Source organism: Protofrankia sp. CiP1_Cm_nod1, assembly GCF_920888515.1.
Lineage (GTDB): Bacteria > Actinomycetota > Actinomycetes > Frankiales > Frankiaceae > Protofrankia.
Window position 1 is genome coordinate 1 of the sequence record NZ_CAKKTM010000035.1, and the last position, 18,075, is coordinate 18,075.

16 protein-coding genes are annotated in these 18,075 nt (G+C 70.5%); all 16 read right to left on the reverse strand.

Features of this window, described 5'->3' with window-relative positions:
* On the reverse strand, positions 1-1,288 hold a 1,288-nt coding region (locus NBX02_RS02245), incomplete at its 3' end, for an FAD-dependent monooxygenase (RefSeq protein WP_250289752.1).
* A gap of 22 nt (positions 1,289-1,310) precedes the next feature.
* Positions 1,311-2,471, reverse strand: coding sequence for a glycosyltransferase (locus NBX02_RS02250; protein WP_250280891.1), 1,161 nt, complete (start codon positions 2,469-2,471; stop codon positions 1,311-1,313).
* 72 nt (positions 2,472-2,543) lie between these two features.
* On the reverse strand, positions 2,544-3,383 hold the full coding sequence (locus tag NBX02_RS02255; protein ID WP_250280893.1) for an ester cyclase: 840 nt from the start codon (positions 3,381-3,383) through the stop codon (positions 2,544-2,546).
* On the reverse strand, positions 3,380-4,654 hold the full coding sequence (locus tag NBX02_RS02260; RefSeq protein ID WP_250289755.1) for a beta-ketoacyl synthase N-terminal-like domain-containing protein: 1,275 nt from the start codon (positions 4,652-4,654) through the stop codon (positions 3,380-3,382). The genes NBX02_RS02255 and NBX02_RS02260 overlap by 4 nt, the downstream gene beginning before the upstream one ends.
* Positions 4,651-5,943: a beta-ketoacyl-[acyl-carrier-protein] synthase family protein gene (locus NBX02_RS02265; RefSeq protein WP_445548213.1), complete on the reverse strand. Its 1,293-nt coding sequence runs from the start codon at positions 5,941-5,943 to the stop codon at positions 4,651-4,653. Before NBX02_RS02265 ends, NBX02_RS02260 begins: the two co-directional genes overlap by 4 nt.
* Positions 5,944-6,025: 82 nt before the next feature.
* Positions 6,026-6,439, reverse strand: coding sequence for a cupin domain-containing protein (locus tag NBX02_RS02270; RefSeq protein WP_250289757.1), 414 nt, complete (start codon positions 6,437-6,439; stop codon positions 6,026-6,028).
* Positions 6,440-6,576: 137 nt separating this feature from the next.
* Positions 6,577-7,053 (reverse strand): SRPBCC family protein, encoded by a 477-nt coding sequence (locus NBX02_RS02275; RefSeq protein WP_250289759.1) that lies wholly within the window; start codon positions 7,051-7,053, stop codon positions 6,577-6,579.
* A gap of 52 nt (positions 7,054-7,105) precedes the next feature.
* A complete protein-coding gene (locus tag NBX02_RS02280) occupies positions 7,106-7,450 on the reverse strand; it encodes an antibiotic biosynthesis monooxygenase family protein (protein WP_250289761.1) in 345 nt (114 codons plus the stop codon).
* 483 nt (positions 7,451-7,933) lie between these two features.
* Positions 7,934-8,188: a phosphopantetheine-binding protein gene (locus tag NBX02_RS02285; protein ID WP_250280904.1), complete on the reverse strand. Its 255-nt coding sequence runs from the start codon at positions 8,186-8,188 to the stop codon at positions 7,934-7,936.
* Positions 8,166-8,555 (reverse strand): TcmI family type II polyketide cyclase, encoded by a 390-nt coding sequence (locus NBX02_RS02290; protein ID WP_250280906.1) that lies wholly within the window; start codon positions 8,553-8,555, stop codon positions 8,166-8,168. The genes NBX02_RS02285 and NBX02_RS02290 overlap by 23 nt, the downstream gene beginning before the upstream one ends.
* A 377-nt stretch (positions 8,556-8,932) precedes the next feature.
* Positions 8,933-10,126 (reverse strand): LuxR C-terminal-related transcriptional regulator, encoded by a 1,194-nt coding sequence (locus tag NBX02_RS02295; protein WP_250289763.1) that lies wholly within the window; start codon positions 10,124-10,126, stop codon positions 8,933-8,935.
* Between the two features lie 10 nt (positions 10,127-10,136).
* The gene (locus tag NBX02_RS02300) at positions 10,137-10,793 is read right to left on the reverse strand and encodes an ATP/GTP-binding protein (RefSeq protein WP_250289765.1); all 657 of its coding nucleotides are present in this window, start codon (positions 10,791-10,793) and stop codon (positions 10,137-10,139) included.
* Positions 10,774-11,142 carry a DUF742 domain-containing protein gene (locus NBX02_RS02305; protein ID WP_250289768.1) on the reverse strand — a complete coding sequence of 123 codons (369 nt, stop codon included), beginning with the start codon at positions 11,140-11,142 and terminating at the stop codon, positions 10,774-10,776. Before NBX02_RS02305 ends, NBX02_RS02300 begins: the two co-directional genes overlap by 20 nt.
* A gap of 255 nt (positions 11,143-11,397) precedes the next feature.
* Positions 11,398-11,817, reverse strand: coding sequence for a roadblock/LC7 domain-containing protein (locus tag NBX02_RS02310; protein ID WP_250280910.1), 420 nt, complete (start codon positions 11,815-11,817; stop codon positions 11,398-11,400).
* Positions 11,817-14,651: a nitrate- and nitrite sensing domain-containing protein gene (locus NBX02_RS02315; protein ID WP_250289770.1), complete on the reverse strand. Its 2,835-nt coding sequence runs from the start codon at positions 14,649-14,651 to the stop codon at positions 11,817-11,819. The genes NBX02_RS02310 and NBX02_RS02315 overlap by 1 nt, the downstream gene beginning before the upstream one ends.
* A gap of 638 nt (positions 14,652-15,289) precedes the next feature.
* Positions 15,290-17,824 (reverse strand): protein kinase domain-containing protein, encoded by a 2,535-nt coding sequence (locus tag NBX02_RS02320; RefSeq protein WP_250280915.1) that lies wholly within the window; start codon positions 17,822-17,824, stop codon positions 15,290-15,292.
* Between the last annotated feature and the right edge of the window lie 251 nt (positions 17,825-18,075).

Genomic DNA, 18,075 nt, shown 5'->3' on the forward strand with positions numbered 1-18,075 from the left:
CACCTGGGCCGGTCGGGGGGCCACCGCGTCCGGTGTCCGGGGCGGCCGGCGGCCCGCCGTGTCCGGCGGCCGGGCCGGTTGGGGGGCCGGCTGAGGGGCCGCTGTGTTCAGTGGGCGGGCCGGCCGGAGGGCCGCCGTGCCCGTGCCCGTTCCCGCCGTGCCCACCGGGGCCGCCGTGTTCGGCGGACAGGTCGGGCGGGGGGTTACCGGGGCGGGCGAACAGCAGTTTGGCCTGCCTGGCCTGCATCTGCGTGACCGTTTCCACGACCGGCCGCCGCTGTTGCTCGAACTGGCCGAGCGTGTCGCGGTCGAAGCTGCCGGCGGCCAGCGCCGAGACGAGGATCGGATGCGCGAGTGCCGCGTCCTGGATCGCGAGGTTGATCCCCTGGCCGCCGATGGGGCCGTGCGTGTGCGCGGCGTCCCCGATGAGCAGCAGGCCGTCCCGGGCCCAGGTGTCGGCGAAACCGGCGAACACGTCCAGCACCGCGAGGTCACCGGGCACGTTGATGTACTTGGTGATCAGGTCGGCGTAGCGGGGAACGGACTGGCGGATCTGTTCCTTGATGTGCTCGATCCCGTGCTGGGCCAGCGACCGGTAGCTGCGCCGCGGGAGCGTCCAGCCCAGCTGGAGGCTGTCGGGGTAGGCGTCGTAGACGATGATCGGGTTGCCGTCGCCCTGGAAGACCGTCACCTCGGGGCCGTGCCGTTGCGGGGCGGGCAGTTTGAACCACACCATGTCGTAGTCGAAGGTGTCGATCTTGGTGAATGTGATGTCGGCCAGCCGCCGGGTCCTCGAGTGCCGCCCGTCCGCGGCTATCACGCACCGGGCGTCGATCCGCTGTTCGGTGTCGCCGTCCGGCAGGGTGACGCCGACGACGCGCTCGCCGTCCAGGAGCAGCCCGCTCGGTGACCGGCCGTCGAGATACTCGAAGCGGTCGTACTGTTTGCAGGCGTCGAAGAGCTCTTCCAGGACGTTCGGCTGCGGGATGCTGAGGAAGTGGTTGTACGGCGGTTCGATCTGGTCGTACTCGGCCTGGAACAGGGGGCGTCCGCCGGAGACGATACGGAAGCGTGAGCACTCGTAGTGGCCCCGTTTGCGGGCGCCGTCGAGAACACCCAGCTGGTCCAGTATCAGCGCGCCTCCGGGCTGGAGGATCTCGCCGCGGTACTCGCGGTCGAACGACGTCGCCCGTTCGACGAGGACAACCCGGGCGCCGGATCGCACCAGCAGCAGCGACAGGCTGAGCCCGGCTGGGCCGGCGCCGATGACGCAGAAATCTGTCTCCATGATGAAAGCTGCTCCCGTTTGGTCAGACCAGGGCGGCGGTGAGGTCGTGGATGACCGCGACGACGTCGGTGGGCGTCGGCTGGGCGGCGTTCTCGGCGGAGAGCGCCGCCGCCCTGTCCCGGTACGAGGGGGTGTCGAGCAGGTCGCGGCAGGCCGCGACCACCGACTCGGCCGTGACGCCTTCCCCCAGCAGCTGCCGGCCCGCGCCGGCGGCGCTGATGCGCGCGGCGTTGTCGAACTGGTCCGCGAACCGCGGCAGCGCGAGCTGCGGCAGGCCCGCTGTCACCGCGGTCAGCGTCGCCCCGGAGCGCCCGTGGTGGACGACAAGGTCACTGGTGGGTGCGACCAGGTGCAGCGGGAGCAGGCCGGTGGGGGCGCCGGCCGGCAGCGGCAGCGTCCAGCCGGGGCTGATCGGGTCCTCCAGGCCGGCCACGACCTCGATGCCGAGGCCGTGCAGGACGGCGGCGACCTCCGCCAGCGTTTCCGCGAGGTTCCGGAAGGCGGCCCTGACCAGGCTGCTGCCGACGGCCAGGGTGACCCGGGGCCGCTCCGTCCGCCTGAGGATCCACTCGGGCAGCGCGGCGGCTCCGCTGTAGGGGACGTAGCGGATGTGCCGGTCGCGGGATCCGGGCGGGTCCGCGGGCCGCAGGCTCGGCGGGCACGGGTGCAGGCGCAGCATGGGTTCGGGCAGGTCCGTCAGGCCCAGGCCGGCGAGTTCCGGCGTGAGCTCGTCGCGGGCGGGCGGCCGGGCCTCGGGCATCGTCGTCACACCCCAGCCGTGTTCGACCCAGGGTAGGCCGTGCGTCTCGGCGGCGAGCTGGCCCGCGTGCTCGGTCGGTTCGCTGATGATGACGTCCGGGCGCCAGCGCTCCACCAGTTCCAGCGTGTACGGCAGGGTGGCGGCGGTCAGGCGTCCCCAGGCCCGGCCGGTGCCCTCGTTGCGTTCCGCGGCGTTTGTCGCGGGCGGCACCGGCCGGCCGTCCCGCTCCCTGGTCATGATCGTGAGGAAGTCGACCGACGGCGCGGTCGGCCCCGCCGGCAGCGCGGCCTCGGTGATGGCGCCGGTGAAGTTCGCCGGCGCGGCGACCAGGACGTCGTCGCCGGCCGCCCGCAGCGCGTGCGCGAGCGGAACCAGCGGAAAGAGATGACCGTGGACCGGAGAAGTGGTGAAGAGCACTCGCACGAACTGCTCCTTACGGGTGTGACAGGTGTGGGGACACGGCCCGCGACGGTCGTCCCGGGCCGGCATCCCGTTTCAGGCGGTGAACGCCGGGTCGCGGTCACCGGTATCCGGCTGGAGCGTGCGAGTACCTCCCGGCAGACTGACGCCGAGCCCGCCGGAATGCGTTCCCCCCGTGCCCACGCCGAGTTGGCGCAGCAGGCCGCGGTCGTCACGGATGGCGTCGTGCTCGACCACCGTGCCGTCCGATATGCGGAACCAGTGGATGTGCCGCCAGGTGACCCGCTGGCCGGCCGCCCGCACACCCATGATCACGTCTTGTGCCTCGCCCTCGACCGCCAGTTTCGCCACGACGTTCTCGGTGTCCGCGACGATGCTCTCGACCGTCCAGGTCGCGGTCGGGAAGGCGCGCAGCACGACTGCCAGGGTCTGGGCCAGCCCGTCACGCCCCGGGGGGCTGCCCGGCTGGAGCCGGTGGTTGACCATGTCCGGCGCGAAGGCCGACACGGCGGCGTCGACGTCCCCGCGCTCCAGTGACCGGAAGTGCTCGAGAATCGTTCTCCGGTTGGCCTCGACCCGCCTGTCGACAGCGGATTCCGCTCTTTCCGAAGAAATTTCCGGGTCTTCTTTCTCGACATGCAGGACGATTTCCGAGATTTCCATTCTCGCGCTTTCCCGAAGTTCGCGCAGGGGTGCGGTAAGGATGTCCTGTTCCGGGCTCCGCTCGAATTTCTGGAATGCTTCCGGGCTGTCCCAGTCGCTGGTGATCACAAATTCGCGGGGGCCGGTGCGCAGGAGGCTCTGGCGCAGGTTTCCCGGCGTCCGGCGGACCACCGAGGCGATCTTCTCCCAGGCGTCGACGAAGTCCTGCTCCCGGTCGGGACGGACGAGCATGCGCAGCGTCGCTCTGATCATCGGGTTCCTCCGTCCGTGGTCGCGGGGTCGACGGCCCGCAGGATCAGCGAGCTGTTGAAGCCGCCGTAGCCGCGGGCGTTGACCATGGCGACCCGTACCGGGGTCTCCCGGGGCACCCGGACGAGATCGAGGCGGTACTCCGGCGCCGGGTCGTCGAGGTTGCCCACCGCCGGGATCACCCCGTCCCGGATGGACAGGACGGCGTTGACGGCGGCCAGGGCCGAGCCGCCCGCGCACATCCGCCCGGTCAGGCCCTGGGGGGCGGTGACCGGGACCCGCTCGGCGTGCGCGCCGAAGGCGGTATGGATCGCGCGCGCCTCGAGCTCGTCGAGGTCGCGGGAACCCGCGCCGTCCGCGAAGATCACGTCGACGTCGGCCGGGGTGAGCCGCGCGTCGGCGAGCGCCCGGCGCATGGCCTCGGCGTACCAGCGCGGATCCGGCGACGGGTCGCGGTGGTGGTGGGCGTCGTGGGTCGCCGCGTACCCGGCGATCTCGGCGTACACCCTCGGCGCGCCGCGGGCCGCCGCGGACGCCGGGTCCTCCACGACGAGCGTCGCGCCGCCCTCGGCGGGCACGTGGCCGCCCGCCTCGCGGTCGAACGGCTTGTAGCCGCCGTGTGGCTCACGGCTGGTGGACAGGCGCCCGCCCGTGATCTGGCAGGTCAGCGCGTAGGGGGTGAGGCCGGCTTCGGCGCCGCCGGCGAGCACCACCGGCGTCCCGCGCCTGATGGTCCGCCGCGCCTGCGCCAGGCTGTCGAGACCGCCGGCGCCGTCGGAGACCACGACCCCGGACGGCCCCTTGACGCCGTGCTGGATGGAGGTCTGGCCGGTGGTCGCCGCGTAGAACCAGGCGATGGACTGGTAGACGCTCACGGCCTGGCGGCCCCGGCTCCACAGCCGCTGGAGCTCCCGCTGGCCGAAGTCGTTGCCGCCGGAACCCGCCCCGAACACCACCGAGGTCGCGTACGGGTCATGCGCTGCCGGGTCATAGGCGGCGTCGGTCAGCGCGAACCCGGTCGCGGCCATGCCCAGCCACGTCCACCGGTCGGTCTGCAGGATGATCCGGCCGCCGATGTGGTCGGCGGGGTCGAAGCCGGTCACCTCACCGGCGAGCGTGGTGGCGTACCGGCTGGCGTCGAAGCTGGCGATCGGCCCCACCCGCAGCTCACCGCGCAGCGTGGAACGCCAGTGCTCCTCGGTCCCGATGCCGCTGGGGGTGACCGCCCCGATGCCGGTGATGACAGGACGCAGCCCGGCGCGGGTGGCGCTCACCGGTCACCTCGTCCGCGGTCGAGCACGATGGCCGACTGGAACCCACCGAAGCCGCTGCCGACCGACAGCGCCACGTCGACGTCGTACTCGCGGGCGATGTTCGGCACGTAGTCCAGGTCGCACTCGGGGTCCCGGCTGGACCAGTTGGCCGTGGGCGGGACCACCCGGTTCTCGATCGCCAGGGCGCAGGCGGCGATCTCGATGGCGCCGATCGCTCCGAGGGAGTGGCCGACCATGGACTTGATCGAGCTCACCGGGACGTCGTAGGCGTGCGGCCCGAGCGACTTCTTGAACGCGGCCGTCTCGTGGCGGTCGTTCTGCTTGGTCCCGGAGCCGTGCGCGTTGACGTAGCCGACCCTGGTCGGGTCGGTACGGCCCTGCCGCAGGGCGTCCGAGATCGCTTCGGCCATGTCGAGGCCGTCGGCCTTCAGGCCGGTCATGTGGAAGGCGTTCGAACGGGCGGCGTAGCCGGTGATCTCGCAGTACACGTGCGCGCCCCGGGCCCGGGCGTGCTCGAGCTCCTCCAGGATGAGCACGGCGGAGCCCTCACCCATGACGAACCCGTCCCGGCTGGCGTCGAACGGCCGGGACGCGTGCTCGGGGTCGTCGTTGCGGGCCGACGTCGCGCGGATCGCGTCGAAGCAGGCGATGGAGATCGGGGACAGCGGCGCGTCCGTCGCACCCGCGATCACGATGTCGGCCTCGCCGTCGGCGATGAGCTGGTGGCCGTACCCGACCGCGTCGATCCCGGAGGTGCAGCCCGTGGAGACCACGTGCGCCGGGCCGTGGGCGGAGAAGCGGCAGGCCACCTCGGTGGCCAGACAGCTTGGAACCAGAGCGTGATAAAGGAACGACGAGGCGTAGACGGGATCGACGAGCCAGTCGCGCCCGCTGTCGCTGGCGACGACGTACTCGTCCTCCAGCCGGGTGGTGGCGCCGACCGCGCTGCCCATGCTGACGGCCACCACCGGACCGCCGGCGTCGGCGGCGTCGGCGCTGTCGGCGCCGTCCCTGCCGAGCTCCAGACCGCTGTCGGCCACGGCCTCGGTCGCGGCCGCGAGAGCGAACTGCACGAAGCGGTCGTTGCGGGCGATCTCCTGCGGGGTCAGGCCCGCCGCGGCCGGGTCGAAGTCGCATTCGGCGGCGATCTGCGAGCGGAACTGCGTCGGGTCGAAGAACGACAGACGCCTGGTAGCCGTCCGGCCCTCGGTCAGCAGGTCCCAGAACTCCTTGCGGACAGTGCCTCCCGGCGCGACCACGCCGATGCCGGTTATGGCCGTCCTTCTCACTTCCGGCTCCTTCACGGGGTGTTTCTCACGGGTGTTCCGCGGCGGGTGCCGCGGGCTGGGCCAGGGCTGGCCCAGGGCTGGCTCAGGGCTGGGGGAGCGGTTCGGTGTCGACGTGGCCGAGGTCCGGCCGCGGCGCCAGCGGGCTGAGGTGGAAGACGAGGAAGGCGGTCTCGTCGCCGTCGTTGACGATCCGGTGCCGGGTGCCGATCGGGATGAGCACCCCGTGCTCGGCGGGGAGCGTGGTGTGCTCGCCGTCGAGCCGCGCGACGACCTGCCCGGACACGCAGTACAGGAACTCCTCGGAGTACGGGTGCCAGTGTTCGCTGACGAACTCGCCGGGCCGCAGCGTCAGCGTGCCGAGGAAGCCGGACTTGGCGCCCACCGTCGCGGGGGACAGCAGCGTGCGGATGTCGCCGCCGCGGCGGCGGTTGGCCGGGACGTCGTGGATGGAGAGCACCTTCGGCGCCACTTCCAGGTTGTTGGTCGTCAGGGTCATCGCTGTCTCCTCGAACGTCTCGTGGACCGCCCGGAGCCGCCTGCTCGGCGTCCGGGCCGGGGCCTGACGGGCCCGGCGCTGTCACACGGAATTCGCGCGGAATTCACAACGGGCGCCGAGCCCTGGCCGGGGCTGGTTCAGACCTGCTGGGGAAGGGCCTTCGCGCTGCGGGCGGCCAGCTCGACCTTGTCCCGGATGACGCTCATCTCCCGCCGGGTGTTGTTGTTGATGTTGTTGGTCATCCACTCGTCGTCGACCGGCGCGTCCGGACGCATGTGGAAGTCCTGCGTCCAGTGCATCCTGGTGCCGGTGCCCTCCGGTTCGTAGGTCCATTCGATGTTCATGAACTCGAAGGGGCCTGGTTCGACGCGGCGGGCCCGGACCTGGTGCTTCTCCGGGTCCAACGTCCGTTCCGAGACCCAGCTCCAGACCTTCCCGTTCGCGTCCGGGTGCATTGTCAGCCGGAATCTGAAGGTCTGGTCATGGTGCTCGAGAATCTCCACCGAGGCGTACTCGGTGAAAAGATCCGGCCAGTCCGCGAGACTGTTCGTGATCGTCCAGACCAGATCGATGTCGGCGTCGATCCAGATCGAGTTCTCCGTGTGCCCGGCCATGGCTCTCCGTTTGATTGACGATGTTCCGGTCGAGAAAGGTGTCGCCGCTGGCTCAGCCGGCCTGCTCGGCGTACTCGCGCGCGCCGGCTCCGGGCAGGTGTGCCACCACGGTCCCGGCGGCCGCGGAGAAGCTGGTGCGCAGCGCGTGCAGCCGCTTCCGGTGCTCCAGGTGCTCGGGATTGCGCTGGAACTCCTGGTACGCCTGCTCGTTGGCCCATTCACCGAATATGTAGTAGGTGCTGGGATCGTCCGTGGAGCGGACCAGCCAGGCGCCGAGGTTCTCCGGCTGCTTGGCGGCGTCCGGGGCGACCTGCAGCCAGGTCTCCTCGAACTCGCGCTCCCGACCGGGTGCGATCTGCTGCGTAAGAACAATCCGGAAGGTGCCGGAAGCACTCATCGGGTTTCTCCGTTCGGATGTCTGCGGTCAGGTTCAGGGCCGGCGCGGGACACGGCCCGCGGCGCTGTTGCCGATATGTCCGGACCGGTTCGTCGTCCGGGCACGCGTGCCATCGGACGGTGAAGACCTGAAAATGACCGGTTGCGTCCGTCCGACGGCTCCTGAACGCCCTCGGCCGGATGCCTCCCGGCGCCGGAGCCCGCCGGAGCCCGCCGGAAGCCCGCAGGGGCTCCCACTGGCAGGCTCCGCCTGTACGGACGTGCCTCCTCGGCCCTGGAGCGTCCTCGGCCCTGGAGCGTCGGTCAGGCGGTCGCTACGTGCCCGGTCCCGGCCGGGGACGGACATCGCGTGGGCGGACGGCTGCCGGCGCAGCCGCGCGTTCCCCCTGGTCGCATGATTCTCGCTGTCCGGTCGTGAATTCCTGTCGGATACGGGATGAATCCCTGTCGGATGCGGCGTGAATCCGCCGGTCCGGCCGCCGGTCTATGCGACGTCCGCTCTGACAGCGCCGTTGATGGCGGTGAGGATTTCGGCGAAGGTGTGGTCCTCGGGCGGTTCCGCCGGCAGTTCGACGCCGAAGGTGTCGAGAACGACGGTCTGCAGGTGCAGGTAGGCCAGTGAGTCCACCCCGGCCTCGGCGAACGTGACGCCAAGATGGCCGGGCCGCTCATCGGCGACGAGCACCGTACGTTCCACGAGGAAGTCGAGCAGCTGGTCAGCGGTCCACTGATCCGCCATGGTTCTCTCCTTTGTCCTGGTGACCCGGTTTCCGGGCGGGCCGGTCCGCGGCCCATGAATAGAAGTTCCGGGCCATCGCGTCGCGTGGGCTGCGCCAGGTGTCCGGGTCGTATGCGGTGATGTGTCTGGCGAGTTTCGTGTTGACGTCGACGAACAGCGGGTGTCCGCGTACGGCGGGCAGGGCGGGCGCCACGTCGTCGGCCGCCTCGATCAGATGAAAGTAAAGTCCGTGGAAACTGAAGAGGTCCCGCCGGACAACACCCAGCAGATGAGGCAGCTCCCCGTCGTCCGACTCCCGGAAGATATCGGCGACCGCGGGTTCGTCGTCAGCGCTGATACGGGCCACGATGAGAGTACGGTGCGTCATCCGACGGCCCTGTTCCGGGCCGCCGGAAGCCGGCCGAAGAATATCGACACGCCTGCTCCCTGACAACTTGAAGAAAGGACGGGCAAGCATGCCGCACCGTCGGCGTCGATGGTGCGGAGGCTGCCCGCGCAAGTCAGTGGCCCGACGCCGTCGTCGGTGGTTTCGGTATACGGGTCGGTTGGGCGGCCAGCACCCAGCCTCGTCCGCTCGGGCGCCGCGCAGGCGTCACCTCACGAAGGCTGGGGCCTGGCCGCCGCTCCGGCCCGTCTCCCTACGGAAGCATGAGGTATTGGGACTGTCATGTCTTGCAGTTGGCATGGCAGGAACGTGTAGTGGCAACTTGGTGCCAATGGTGTGGCCAAGTCGATGCGAAAATGCTATAACCAGTCTTTTTTCGCTGCGAGGATGCCGGCCTGGAACCGGCTGCGGGCACCCATCCGTCGCATGAGATCGGCGATCATGCGACGGACCGTTCGTACCGACACGCCGAGGTGCCGGGCGGCGGCCTCGTCCTTGGCTCCGAGGCTCAACAGCCTCAGCAGGAGGCGTTCGGAGTCGCTTGGAGCGGAATTGTCAATCTGTTGTTTTTTTGTCTGCGAGGGGCCACCGCCCTGGTCGGGCTGGCCGCCCTGAGCGACCAGGCCGGCCAGGCTGGCCAGGCCGGCCGGGCCGGCCTGGCCGCGAACGCTGGAGAGGCCAGGGCTGTCACCCAACGTGGCCTGGCCGAAGGCGATGTGATCGAGGCCGGTGTGCCGGAGCCCGGCCTGGCCGAGCTCGCCAGCCCGTTCCAGGGGCCGCGCGGTCTTCCAGAGCTGGTCGAACAGCATCGTGGCCAGGCCTGTCAGCGCCGGCTCCCGGAGCAGCAGCGCGCAGCCGTGCTCCTCGCCCGGGCCGGATGTCAGCAGGAGCAGGGCGGTCTCGCGGTCGACCATGGCCATGTCCGCCAGCGGGGCGTCGGCCACCCGCAGCTCCAGGCCATCCGCGTCGACGGTGTCGCATCCGGCGGGAGCACCGTCCTGTGGGGCCGGGCGCGGCTGGATGGCGCGCACGACGACCCCGCGGCCAAGGGCCTGTAGCACCGCCTGGGTGCACTCCGCTGTCATGATCGATGACTGCCAGGGCCGGGTGTGCAGAACCAGCAGCTCCCGTTTGGCTCGGGCTACGAGATCGAGCAGCTGGTCCGCGACCGCTTCCACGCCCTTCAGCCGCACGGCGTCGACAGCTGGCTCCGGCTGCCGCTCCTGCCCCTGCATGTAGTCGGCGACCAGCACGCTCACCTGCATATGAGCGCGGATGAGTTCCTCCTGTTGGCGGATGAGCCGATCGTGTTGCTGTCGGAACAGCTGTTCGAGAGGGATCTCGGGATGGACGGCGACCAGCCGGTCGGGGCTCTCACGGGAGGGCACCAGCAGTGAGAGCGCGACGAGCCTGTCGCAGGCCTGCCGGACGGCGCCCGTGGGACATCCAAGGGCGATGCTCACCTCCTCGGCGCTCATGTCCTTCCGGCGCAGCCACATCCGGTAGGCGGCGAGAGCGATGCCATCGATGCCGAGAAGATCGAACATCGTCATCAGGCACGGCCTAGTCCACGCGGCTGCCGGCCCTGGGGAGGCCCCGTTGTGCCTCCTCGCTCGTGACCACGTCGAGGGAGTGACGGACCAGCGCGACCAGGGCCTGCCGGACGGACTCCCGCCGGCGCGCGTCGCAGAAGATGATGGGCCGGCGGGGGTCGACGTCGAGCGCTTTGCGGACCTCGTCGAGCCGGTATTCCCGGGCGCCCTCGAACCGGTTGACCGCCACCAGGAACGGAATATCCCGCTCCTCGAAGTAGTCGACCGCTGGGAACGAGTCGGCGAGCCGGCGGGTGTCGACCAGGACGATGGCGCCGATGGCACCGAGAACCAGCTCGTCCCACATGAACCAGAAACGGTCCTGGCCAGGTGTGCCGAACAGGTAGAGAATCACGCTGTCGAGCAGCGTGATCCGGCCGAAATCCATGGCGACCGTCGTCGTGGTCTTGGTGCTGACCTGGGAGGTGTCGTCGATGCCGAGGCTCGCCGAGGTCAGTGCGGCTTCGGTCGTGAGCGGGGGGATCTCACTGACCGTCCCGACAAAGGTCGTCTTTCCGGCGCCGAATCCGCCGGCAATTATGATTTTGACCGGGCTGGGTGCCGGGCTGGGTGCCGGGTTGGTCACCTGGCTGCCGACCGTGTGCGGTCTAGAGGGTCTGTAGTCCATCGAGCACCTTTTCCATCAGCGTCACGTCGGGACGCTCGCTCGGTCGGGCTGGGCGGGTGACGCGTACGAGACCGGCATCGATCATGTCGCCGACGAGAACACGTGCCACCCCGACCGGCAGGCTGAGCTGCGCGGATATTTCCGCGATCGACTGGATGCTCTGGCAGAGCAGCACGATGTTCCGTTGTTCTGGATCAAGAGTTCGGACCATCGCACGCCCGTGCTCCGTCGTCGACACCAGAGCCACCAGCTCCAGCGCGCGATTGGCCGCCGGTCGCGTCCGGCCGCCGGTGACGGCATAGGGACGGACGACCGGACCTGCGTCGTCGTCGTACCACTCCTCGTCCACCGGTCCTCCTGATCAGGGCTTGACAGTAATCGCTGAAGTTCGTCCTGCTGGAACTCGTCCCGTGAAAATCGTCTGGTCGAAGAATCCGCCGGCGGCGGTCGGCGGCGGTCGGCGGCGGTCGGCGGCGGTCGGCGGCGGTCGGCGGCACTGTGCCGGAACCCGGCCCGACGACGACCGTCCGGGCCGGGTTCCGGCGGGAGCTCGCGCGGGTCACAGCAGCGGAACCCGGGCCGCCGCCAGGATTCCGGCTCGCTGTCAGCGAGGCAGCGCGGCCTGCATCTCGGCACGCAGCTCGGGGGTGAGGAACTCGCCGACACGGATGACCAGCAGCGCCATTTCGTAGGCGATCAGACCGATGTCGGCGCCGGGCGTGCTGAGAATGGCCAGACACGACCCGTCGCCCACCGCCGTGACGAAAAGAAATCCCTGTTCCATCTCGACGATCGTCTGGCGGACACTGCCGCCGCCGAAGAAACGGCCGGCACCACGAGCCAGGCTGTTGAAGCCCGAGGCGACCGCGGCCAGCTGGTCGGCGGTTGTCCGGTTCATTCCGTTCGAGGTGGCGAGCAGGAGGCCGTCCGCCGACAACACGATGGCATGGGTGACCTCCGGGACTTTCCGCGTGAGGTTGTTCAGCAGCCAGTTCATGTTCTCGACCGGGCCGATGTGGCGCATTACATCACCCTTTTCGCGTCGTCACCGTTCGGGTTCGGTCCCTCCTGCAGACCTCGGCCGAAGTTGGTCTGGAAGGAGGACATCATGGATCGGATCTCGTCCGGTGACCGCGTTCCGCTGAGGAGCGACGGCGGCACGGGGCCGTTGGTGGGTGTCCCCCTGAGCTCAGGCGCGAGGCTGGCCCGCCGCTGCCGTCTGGGCAGTCCCGTCTCGTTGGGCTGCCCGGGCGGGGCGGCCGGCGCGGCCGACGCCTGGGAGAACCCGGAGCCGGCACCTGGGAACGGGTCCGCCGGGGGGGTGCTCCTCCTGCGGCTGGGCAGGGCAGGCTGTCGCTGCGCGTCCAGCGGCTCGGCCCACCGGTCCTCTGGCTGCGGCCAGCCGGAGGACGCGCTGGGCGCGTCGTCCCAGCGGGCGGAGGCAGGCGGCGGTGGGGCGGGGATGCCCGAGGGCTGCTCGGCCCAGGCGTTGGGCTCGAGCGCCAGGTTGGAGCGCGGACGCTCCCGTGGATGGTCGTTCCCGGCGCTGCCGCCGGCGCCGTTGTCGATCTCCCCGTCGCCGAGCTGGTCGGATTCGGTGACGAACCAGCTTGAACGGATCGTGGGGAAGACCGGCAGATCGTCCATGAGCGGCCAGTCCTCGCCGCCACCACCGCTACCGCCGGCGCCGTTGCCGGTGGGCGCTATCGGTGACGCGCTCATCGACAGCAGCTCGCTGGTGTCGAAGGAGCCGGCGAAGGGGATCGGGCCGCTCAGCGGGTCCGGATCGTCCATGGGGATCGGGTCCCGCAGTGAGAGCGGCTTGCCGATGGCGAGCGAATCGGTGAACGCGGCCGGGTCACCGAGGTCGATGGAAGCGTCCAGCGGCGCGTCCAGGGAGGCACCCAGCGGTATGTCCAGGGCCGGCGCCTTGACCCGCTCGGGCCTGGCCGTGGCCGGTGCCTCCTGCGGGGCGTCGTCGATCTCGCGCAGCAGGTCGCTCGGGACCAGGACGATGGCCAGGGTGCCGCCGTACGGCGACGGCCGCAGCCGGACCTGGATGTCGTGCCGCTGGGCGAGCCGGCCGACCACGAACAGGCCCAGCCGCTCGCTGGTACGCAGGTCGAACGGGGGCGGGTTGCTCAGCCGCTCGTTGATCTCGGTGTATTCCTCGTCGGTCATGCCCAGGCCGCGGTCCTCGACCTCGATCACGGATCCGTTGGAGACCTGGTGCCCGGACACGTGCACGGGGGTGTGCGGCGGGGAGAAGGAGGTGGCGTTCTCGATCAGCTCCGCGAGCATGTGGATCACGTCACCGACGGCGTGCCCGCCGATGGCGGAACCGGCGATCGGCAGCACCTTCACCCGGGTGTAGTCCTCGACCTCGGCGACCGCGCCACGCACGACGTCCTTGATCGGGACTGGCCGCCGCCAGCCACGGGCGGGCTTCGCTCCGGAGAGCACGATCAGGTCCTCGGCGTGACGGCGCATGCGGGTCGCCAGGTGGTCGAGCCGGAACAGCTCGGCCAGCTCGTCCGGGTCGGTCTCCTTGCGCTCCAGCGCGTCGATGACCTTCAGCTGACGGTGGATGAGCGCCTGGCTGCGGCGGGCGAGGTTGAGGAAGGTGTCGCCGATGCTCTTGCGCATCGCCGCCTGCTCGACGGCGGTGCGCACGGCGACCTGGTGGACGGTGCCGAACGCCTCGCCCACCTGCCCGATCTCGTCCCTCGTCCCGATCCGGACGGGGAACACCTCGGTCTCGACCTGGACCTGCTCGCCGCGGTGCAGCCGTTCCACGACGCTGGGCAGGCTGTCGTTGGCCACCTCGAGGGCAGCCCCCCGCAGCCGCCGGAGCTGACGGATCATGGGGCTCGCGACGAGCAGCGAGATGCCGATCGACGCGGCCAGGACCAGCGCGACGAGGAGGCTGCTCAGCCAGGCGCTGCGGGTCGCGTGCGAGTCGATCGCATTGCTCTCCTTCGTCAGGTCGGCCGCGATCAGGTTTTCCACCAGGCGGAACCTGGAGATCTTGTCGGCCATGGCTTCCAGGACGCGCTGGCCGTCGAGGGTGATCGGCTGGTTCATCTGGGTCGCGGACACGATGGTGTCGCGCGTCTGGGAGACGCTGGTCGCGACCGGTCCGACCGTTTTGTCGTAAAAGTCCTGTTCTTCCTGGGATGCGATGGTACGGAACTGCGCGATCCAGGCATCCTCGGCGCCGGCGTTCGTCTGCGCCTGTTTGATGACCGCGACATTGGTCTGGTGGAAGAGGATCACCGAGAGGCTGCCGCGTTGCTGGGCGGCCGCCTCTCTCGCCCGCGACACGCTGGTGAGGGCGCCGACATAGTTGATCAGTTTGGCGTTGTCGGTACCGGCTCCCACCTGGGCGATCAGGTCGAGCAGATTGTTGATGTTTTTGTTGAAGAACTCCGTGTTCTTCACCCGGTCGGTCTGCCGCTGGTCGATCGCCTGCCGCTGGTCGGGGACCTGGTCGAGCTGACGCTGGATGGCGTCCATGGCCGGCCGTAGGTCCCTGGTCACGCTGCCGGGGAGCCTGGTCGCGTCCTGTTGGTAGGTCGTGATGGCGACGTCGGTCGGGCCGCGCCTGGCCCGCATCTCCTCGAGGCCCTCGCGGAATTGGCTGCCCACGACCGCGGACGAGGCATAGCGTTCCTGCTGGAGGGCGTCAATAAGATCGTTGACTTTGGTTGAGAAGGCTGCGAGGTCCCGGACCCGGCTGCTTGCGTCGACGCTCGCAAGGTCGGCGCGCACCTGGAGGGCGCTAAAAACGGTCAACGCCACCAGCGGGAGGATGAGAATGGCTACCAACTTGGAGCGGATTGGCCAGTTCTGGAGCATCCGATCCTCTCCTTCGACGCAGTGTCCTGACGCCTTGTCGGGGCGAGCGTTCTGGTTCGGCGTTCCGTGTGCCGGCTTACACCTCGACCCACGGTGAAGACCGTGGCCGCGGCTCTTTCCCCCTGGGCGGGACAACTGTACCCGGGCTATTAAGCACGCCTGGAACAGGGGTATAGAGGTCGTGGGGAAGGGGCTCGAACCGGATCAATGGTCGATCACCGGCCGACCGTCCGGCCATGGTCCGGGCGGCCCGCCAGCCGGCTCCGGGATAGGCGCAGATGATATTTGTGATGGATTGCACGGCCCGATGATCGACGTTCGTCGTTGTGGCTGGCGGGCTGTGAAAAGGCTGCTCGTGGGCGGGTGTGTGTTTACGGATTGTGGCTCGGTAGACGGCCGAGTTGAAAGGCGGTGGACATCGAGCTGTACCGGGAATGGTCCGGAATCTGTCCCCAAACTGTCCCGGCCGCCCGTGACCGGCGGGTTGGGGACCGGAAACTGCAACAACCAGGTGTCCTTCGGACCACTACCCGGTGCCGGTAACCGGGAAATCACCGCCACGGTCACCCGCCGGTAGTGGGCCGGCGTTGATGGTGCCGGGACAGGCGGCACCGGTCAGGCGCCCGCCACCCCGCCGATCATTCCGACGGGGTGGACCGGGTCCCGGCCCGGGCTGTCACGTGGGCGCCGTTGGGCACCGCGCGCGCCTCGCCGCCCGCCCGGACAAGGGGATACACGGCGAAGTAGTAGGTGGCCCCGTCCCGCGGGTCCCGCAGGTGCCAGCCGCCTCCGATCTCCAGGCTGCTGTTGGTGACCTTCGCGCGCCGGGCGGCCGGGTCGTCCGGCCCGGTGGGGGCGGTGTCGTGCCGCCACAGCACGCGGGCCTCGGTGATGCCCGGCGGCATCTGGAACGTCAGAGTGATCGTGTTGCCGTGGTCCACGGCCCGCAGCGCCCGGATGTGCGGCCCCGGCTGGTGCCGGATGGAACGGCCGACGACCGCCCTGTGCTCGGCGATGCTGATCGGTGTGTACACCGTCGGATCGGCTGCCGGATCGGCCGTCGGGCCGGGTGCCGCGGTGTCGACCAGGCGTCCACGCCGGCTGGAGCCGACCAGGCGTTCCCGTCCCCGCAGGGAGGCGGTGGACAGCTCGTGATCAACAGGGCCGAACGGTTCCGGCTCCGCCACCGGCCGCGGGCCGTGCTCGTGGCCCGCCGGGCCACCGCCGGGGATCTCCCGCACGGATGCCTCGGCCTCACCCCCGGCCCCGGCTCCCGTGCTGGTTCCCGGTCCGGCTCCGGCCGCCGGGCCGGGCGAATCCGCCGGTGCCTCGGTGGCATAGACCCGGACCAGCGCGCCGGGCACCGTCGTCCACCGCAGGACCGTCGTCCCGCCGCTGTCGTCCACCTCGAGGTCCAGGACGGGCCGGGGCCGCCTGACCACGGTCACGACCACATCGACCCCGTTGGTGTGGGCCAGCGCGCCGAAGGGATCCGGGTAGGACACCCGCACCCGGTACCGGTAGGTCGCCCCGGTCTGCACGTCGCGGTCGACATGGCGTCCGCCGGTGGAGCGCAGGCGGCGGGCGGCCCCCCGGAACGGCGAGGACTCGTCGAAGGCCCGCTCGATCAGCACGTCGTCGTAGCCCGCGTCGAGCTGCCAGGACAGGGCCACACCATCGCCGTCCATGTGGGCGCGCAGGTTGGTGACCTCCGGGACGATCACCAGTGGTGGGGTGCGGACCGGTTTCGACCGTCTGCCGCCAGCCGTCGACATCACCTCGTGCCAGACCGTCACTCCCCGGGGCACGCCCGCGTCGGACAGCTCGGTCGAGCCGGTCGTGCCCAGGCTGCGCTCGAACCGCCCGCCCGGCGCGCTCGGGTCGGCGACCACCCGCAGGACGCGGAAGGCGACCGGCCCTGACGAGTGCGGCGGGGTCCACCGCAGGAGCACCGCGCCGTTGTCCTCCCTGGCGGTGAGGTTGGACGGCGGCGCGAGCGCGCCGGGCTCGCTGGTCCCGGTGGGGCCGTTGGCGTCAGCGGCGCGGTCGTCGTCGGCGCCGGCGGGACCGGCGTCCTTCGGCCGTGGGCGGTCCGCCCCGTCCACAGCGGCGGTGCCGCTGCCTCCGGAGGAACCGCTGCCTCCGGAGGAACCGCTGCCACTCTCGTCAACGACGGTGCCGCCGCTGCCGACAACGGTGCTGCCGCTGTCGGGGATGGTGCCGAAGGAGTAGCGGGTGCCGACGTCGTCACGGCGGACGATCCTTGAGTGCCCGCCGTTCTGCGTCCCTGTCGATGTCCCTGTCGATGTCCCGGTCCGCGCCGGGGTGGGCGGCGTGCCGCCCGGCCGTGCCGCGGCGATGTCCGCCAGCAGCTGGCGTGCCTGCCGCGCGGACATGCGCACGCGCGGGTCCTTCTCAAGCAGGCTGGTCAGGACATCGACCAGCGGGCCGGCGAGCCTGGTCGGCGTCGGCGGCTGGAACAGGATCGCCGCCACCATCGCCGCGAAGGTCTCCCGGTAGAACGGTGGCCTGCCCTCCACCGCGAAATAGAGGGTCGCGCCGAGGCCGAACAGGTCGGCCTCCGGGGTGGCGGGCTCACCGTTGAGCCGTTCCGGCGACATGTACGAGGGCGTGCCGAGCACCCCGGTGACGGTGAGGGCGGAGTCGCTGTCCCGGGTGGCGATGCCGAAGTCCGTCAGCACCACCCGGCCGTCCGTGCCGATCAGTACGTTCGAGGGCTTCACGTCCCGGTGCAGGATGCCGAAGGCGTGGGCGGCATCCAGGGCATCGCTGATCGCGACCCCGACGCGGGCGACCTCGGCGACCGGTAACGGTCCATGGCCGCGGACCAGTTGGAGCAGCGACTGGGACGGCACGAGCTCCATCACGATCCATGGCAGGCCGTTCTCGACGACGACGTCGAGGATGGTCACCACGTGCGGGTGGCTGCGCAGTCTCGCGGCGTGCCGGGCCTCCCGCAGCGCCCGCTCGACCCGGTCGGCGCGCTCGGACAGGTCGAGGCCGTCCTCGAGGTCGATCTCCTTGAGCGCGGCATCGGTCAGCAGCACTTCGTCGAAGGCGCGCCAGACCGTGCCCATTCCGCCGGCGCCGAGCCGTTCGATGAGCCGGTACCGACCGGCCACCAGGCGGTTCACCTCTGGAGCGGCAGCCACGTCGCCCCCTCCGTGATGTTTTCGTACCGCGTTCTCCCAGTGCAGCATGCCACTTGGGCCGGGGGCCGGTGCCCGTGGCGTCGCCGGGCCGTCAGGTGCTCCGAGGCCGCCGGCCGGAAAGCCGGGCCAGCAGGCCCGGCCGGGAAGCCCACCAGGTGTCCCCGGGTGGCGGCGCGGCGGTGGGGTGGTGCTTTAGTGGTCGGCGAACCGGTGCCGGCGGCCCGACCGCCGTGGTCACCGCGGTGACCTCT

Excerpts from the sequence above, each read along its gene's own strand:
- NBX02_RS02270 (WP_250289757.1), bottom strand. The coding sequence starts at position 6,439 with ATGACCCTGACGACCAACAACCTGGAAGTGGCGCCGAAGGTGCTCTCC.
- NBX02_RS02290 (WP_250280906.1), bottom strand. The coding sequence starts at position 8,555 with ATGACGCACCGTACTCTCATCGTGGCCCGTATCAGCGCTGACGACGAA.
- NBX02_RS02310 (WP_250280910.1), bottom strand. The coding sequence starts at position 11,817 with ATGCGCCACATCGGCCCGGTCGAGAACATGAACTGGCTGCTGAACAAC.
- NBX02_RS02315 (WP_250289770.1), bottom strand. The coding sequence starts at position 14,651 with ATGCTCCAGAACTGGCCAATCCGCTCCAAGTTGGTAGCCATTCTCATC.
- NBX02_RS02280 (WP_250289761.1), bottom strand. The coding sequence starts at position 7,450 with ATGAGTGCTTCCGGCACCTTCCGGATTGTTCTTACGCAGCAGATCGCA.
- NBX02_RS02255 (WP_250280893.1), bottom strand. The coding sequence starts at position 3,383 with ATGATCAGAGCGACGCTGCGCATGCTCGTCCGTCCCGACCGGGAGCAG.
- NBX02_RS02275 (WP_250289759.1), bottom strand. The coding sequence starts at position 7,053 with ATGGCCGGGCACACGGAGAACTCGATCTGGATCGACGCCGACATCGAT.
- NBX02_RS02295 (WP_250289763.1), bottom strand. The coding sequence starts at position 10,126 with ATGACGATGTTCGATCTTCTCGGCATCGATGGCATCGCTCTCGCCGCC.
- NBX02_RS02285 (WP_250280904.1), bottom strand. The coding sequence starts at position 8,188 with ATGGCGGATCAGTGGACCGCTGACCAGCTGCTCGACTTCCTCGTGGAA.
- NBX02_RS02300 (WP_250289765.1), bottom strand. The coding sequence starts at position 10,793 with ATGGACTACAGACCCTCTAGACCGCACACGGTCGGCAGCCAGGTGACC.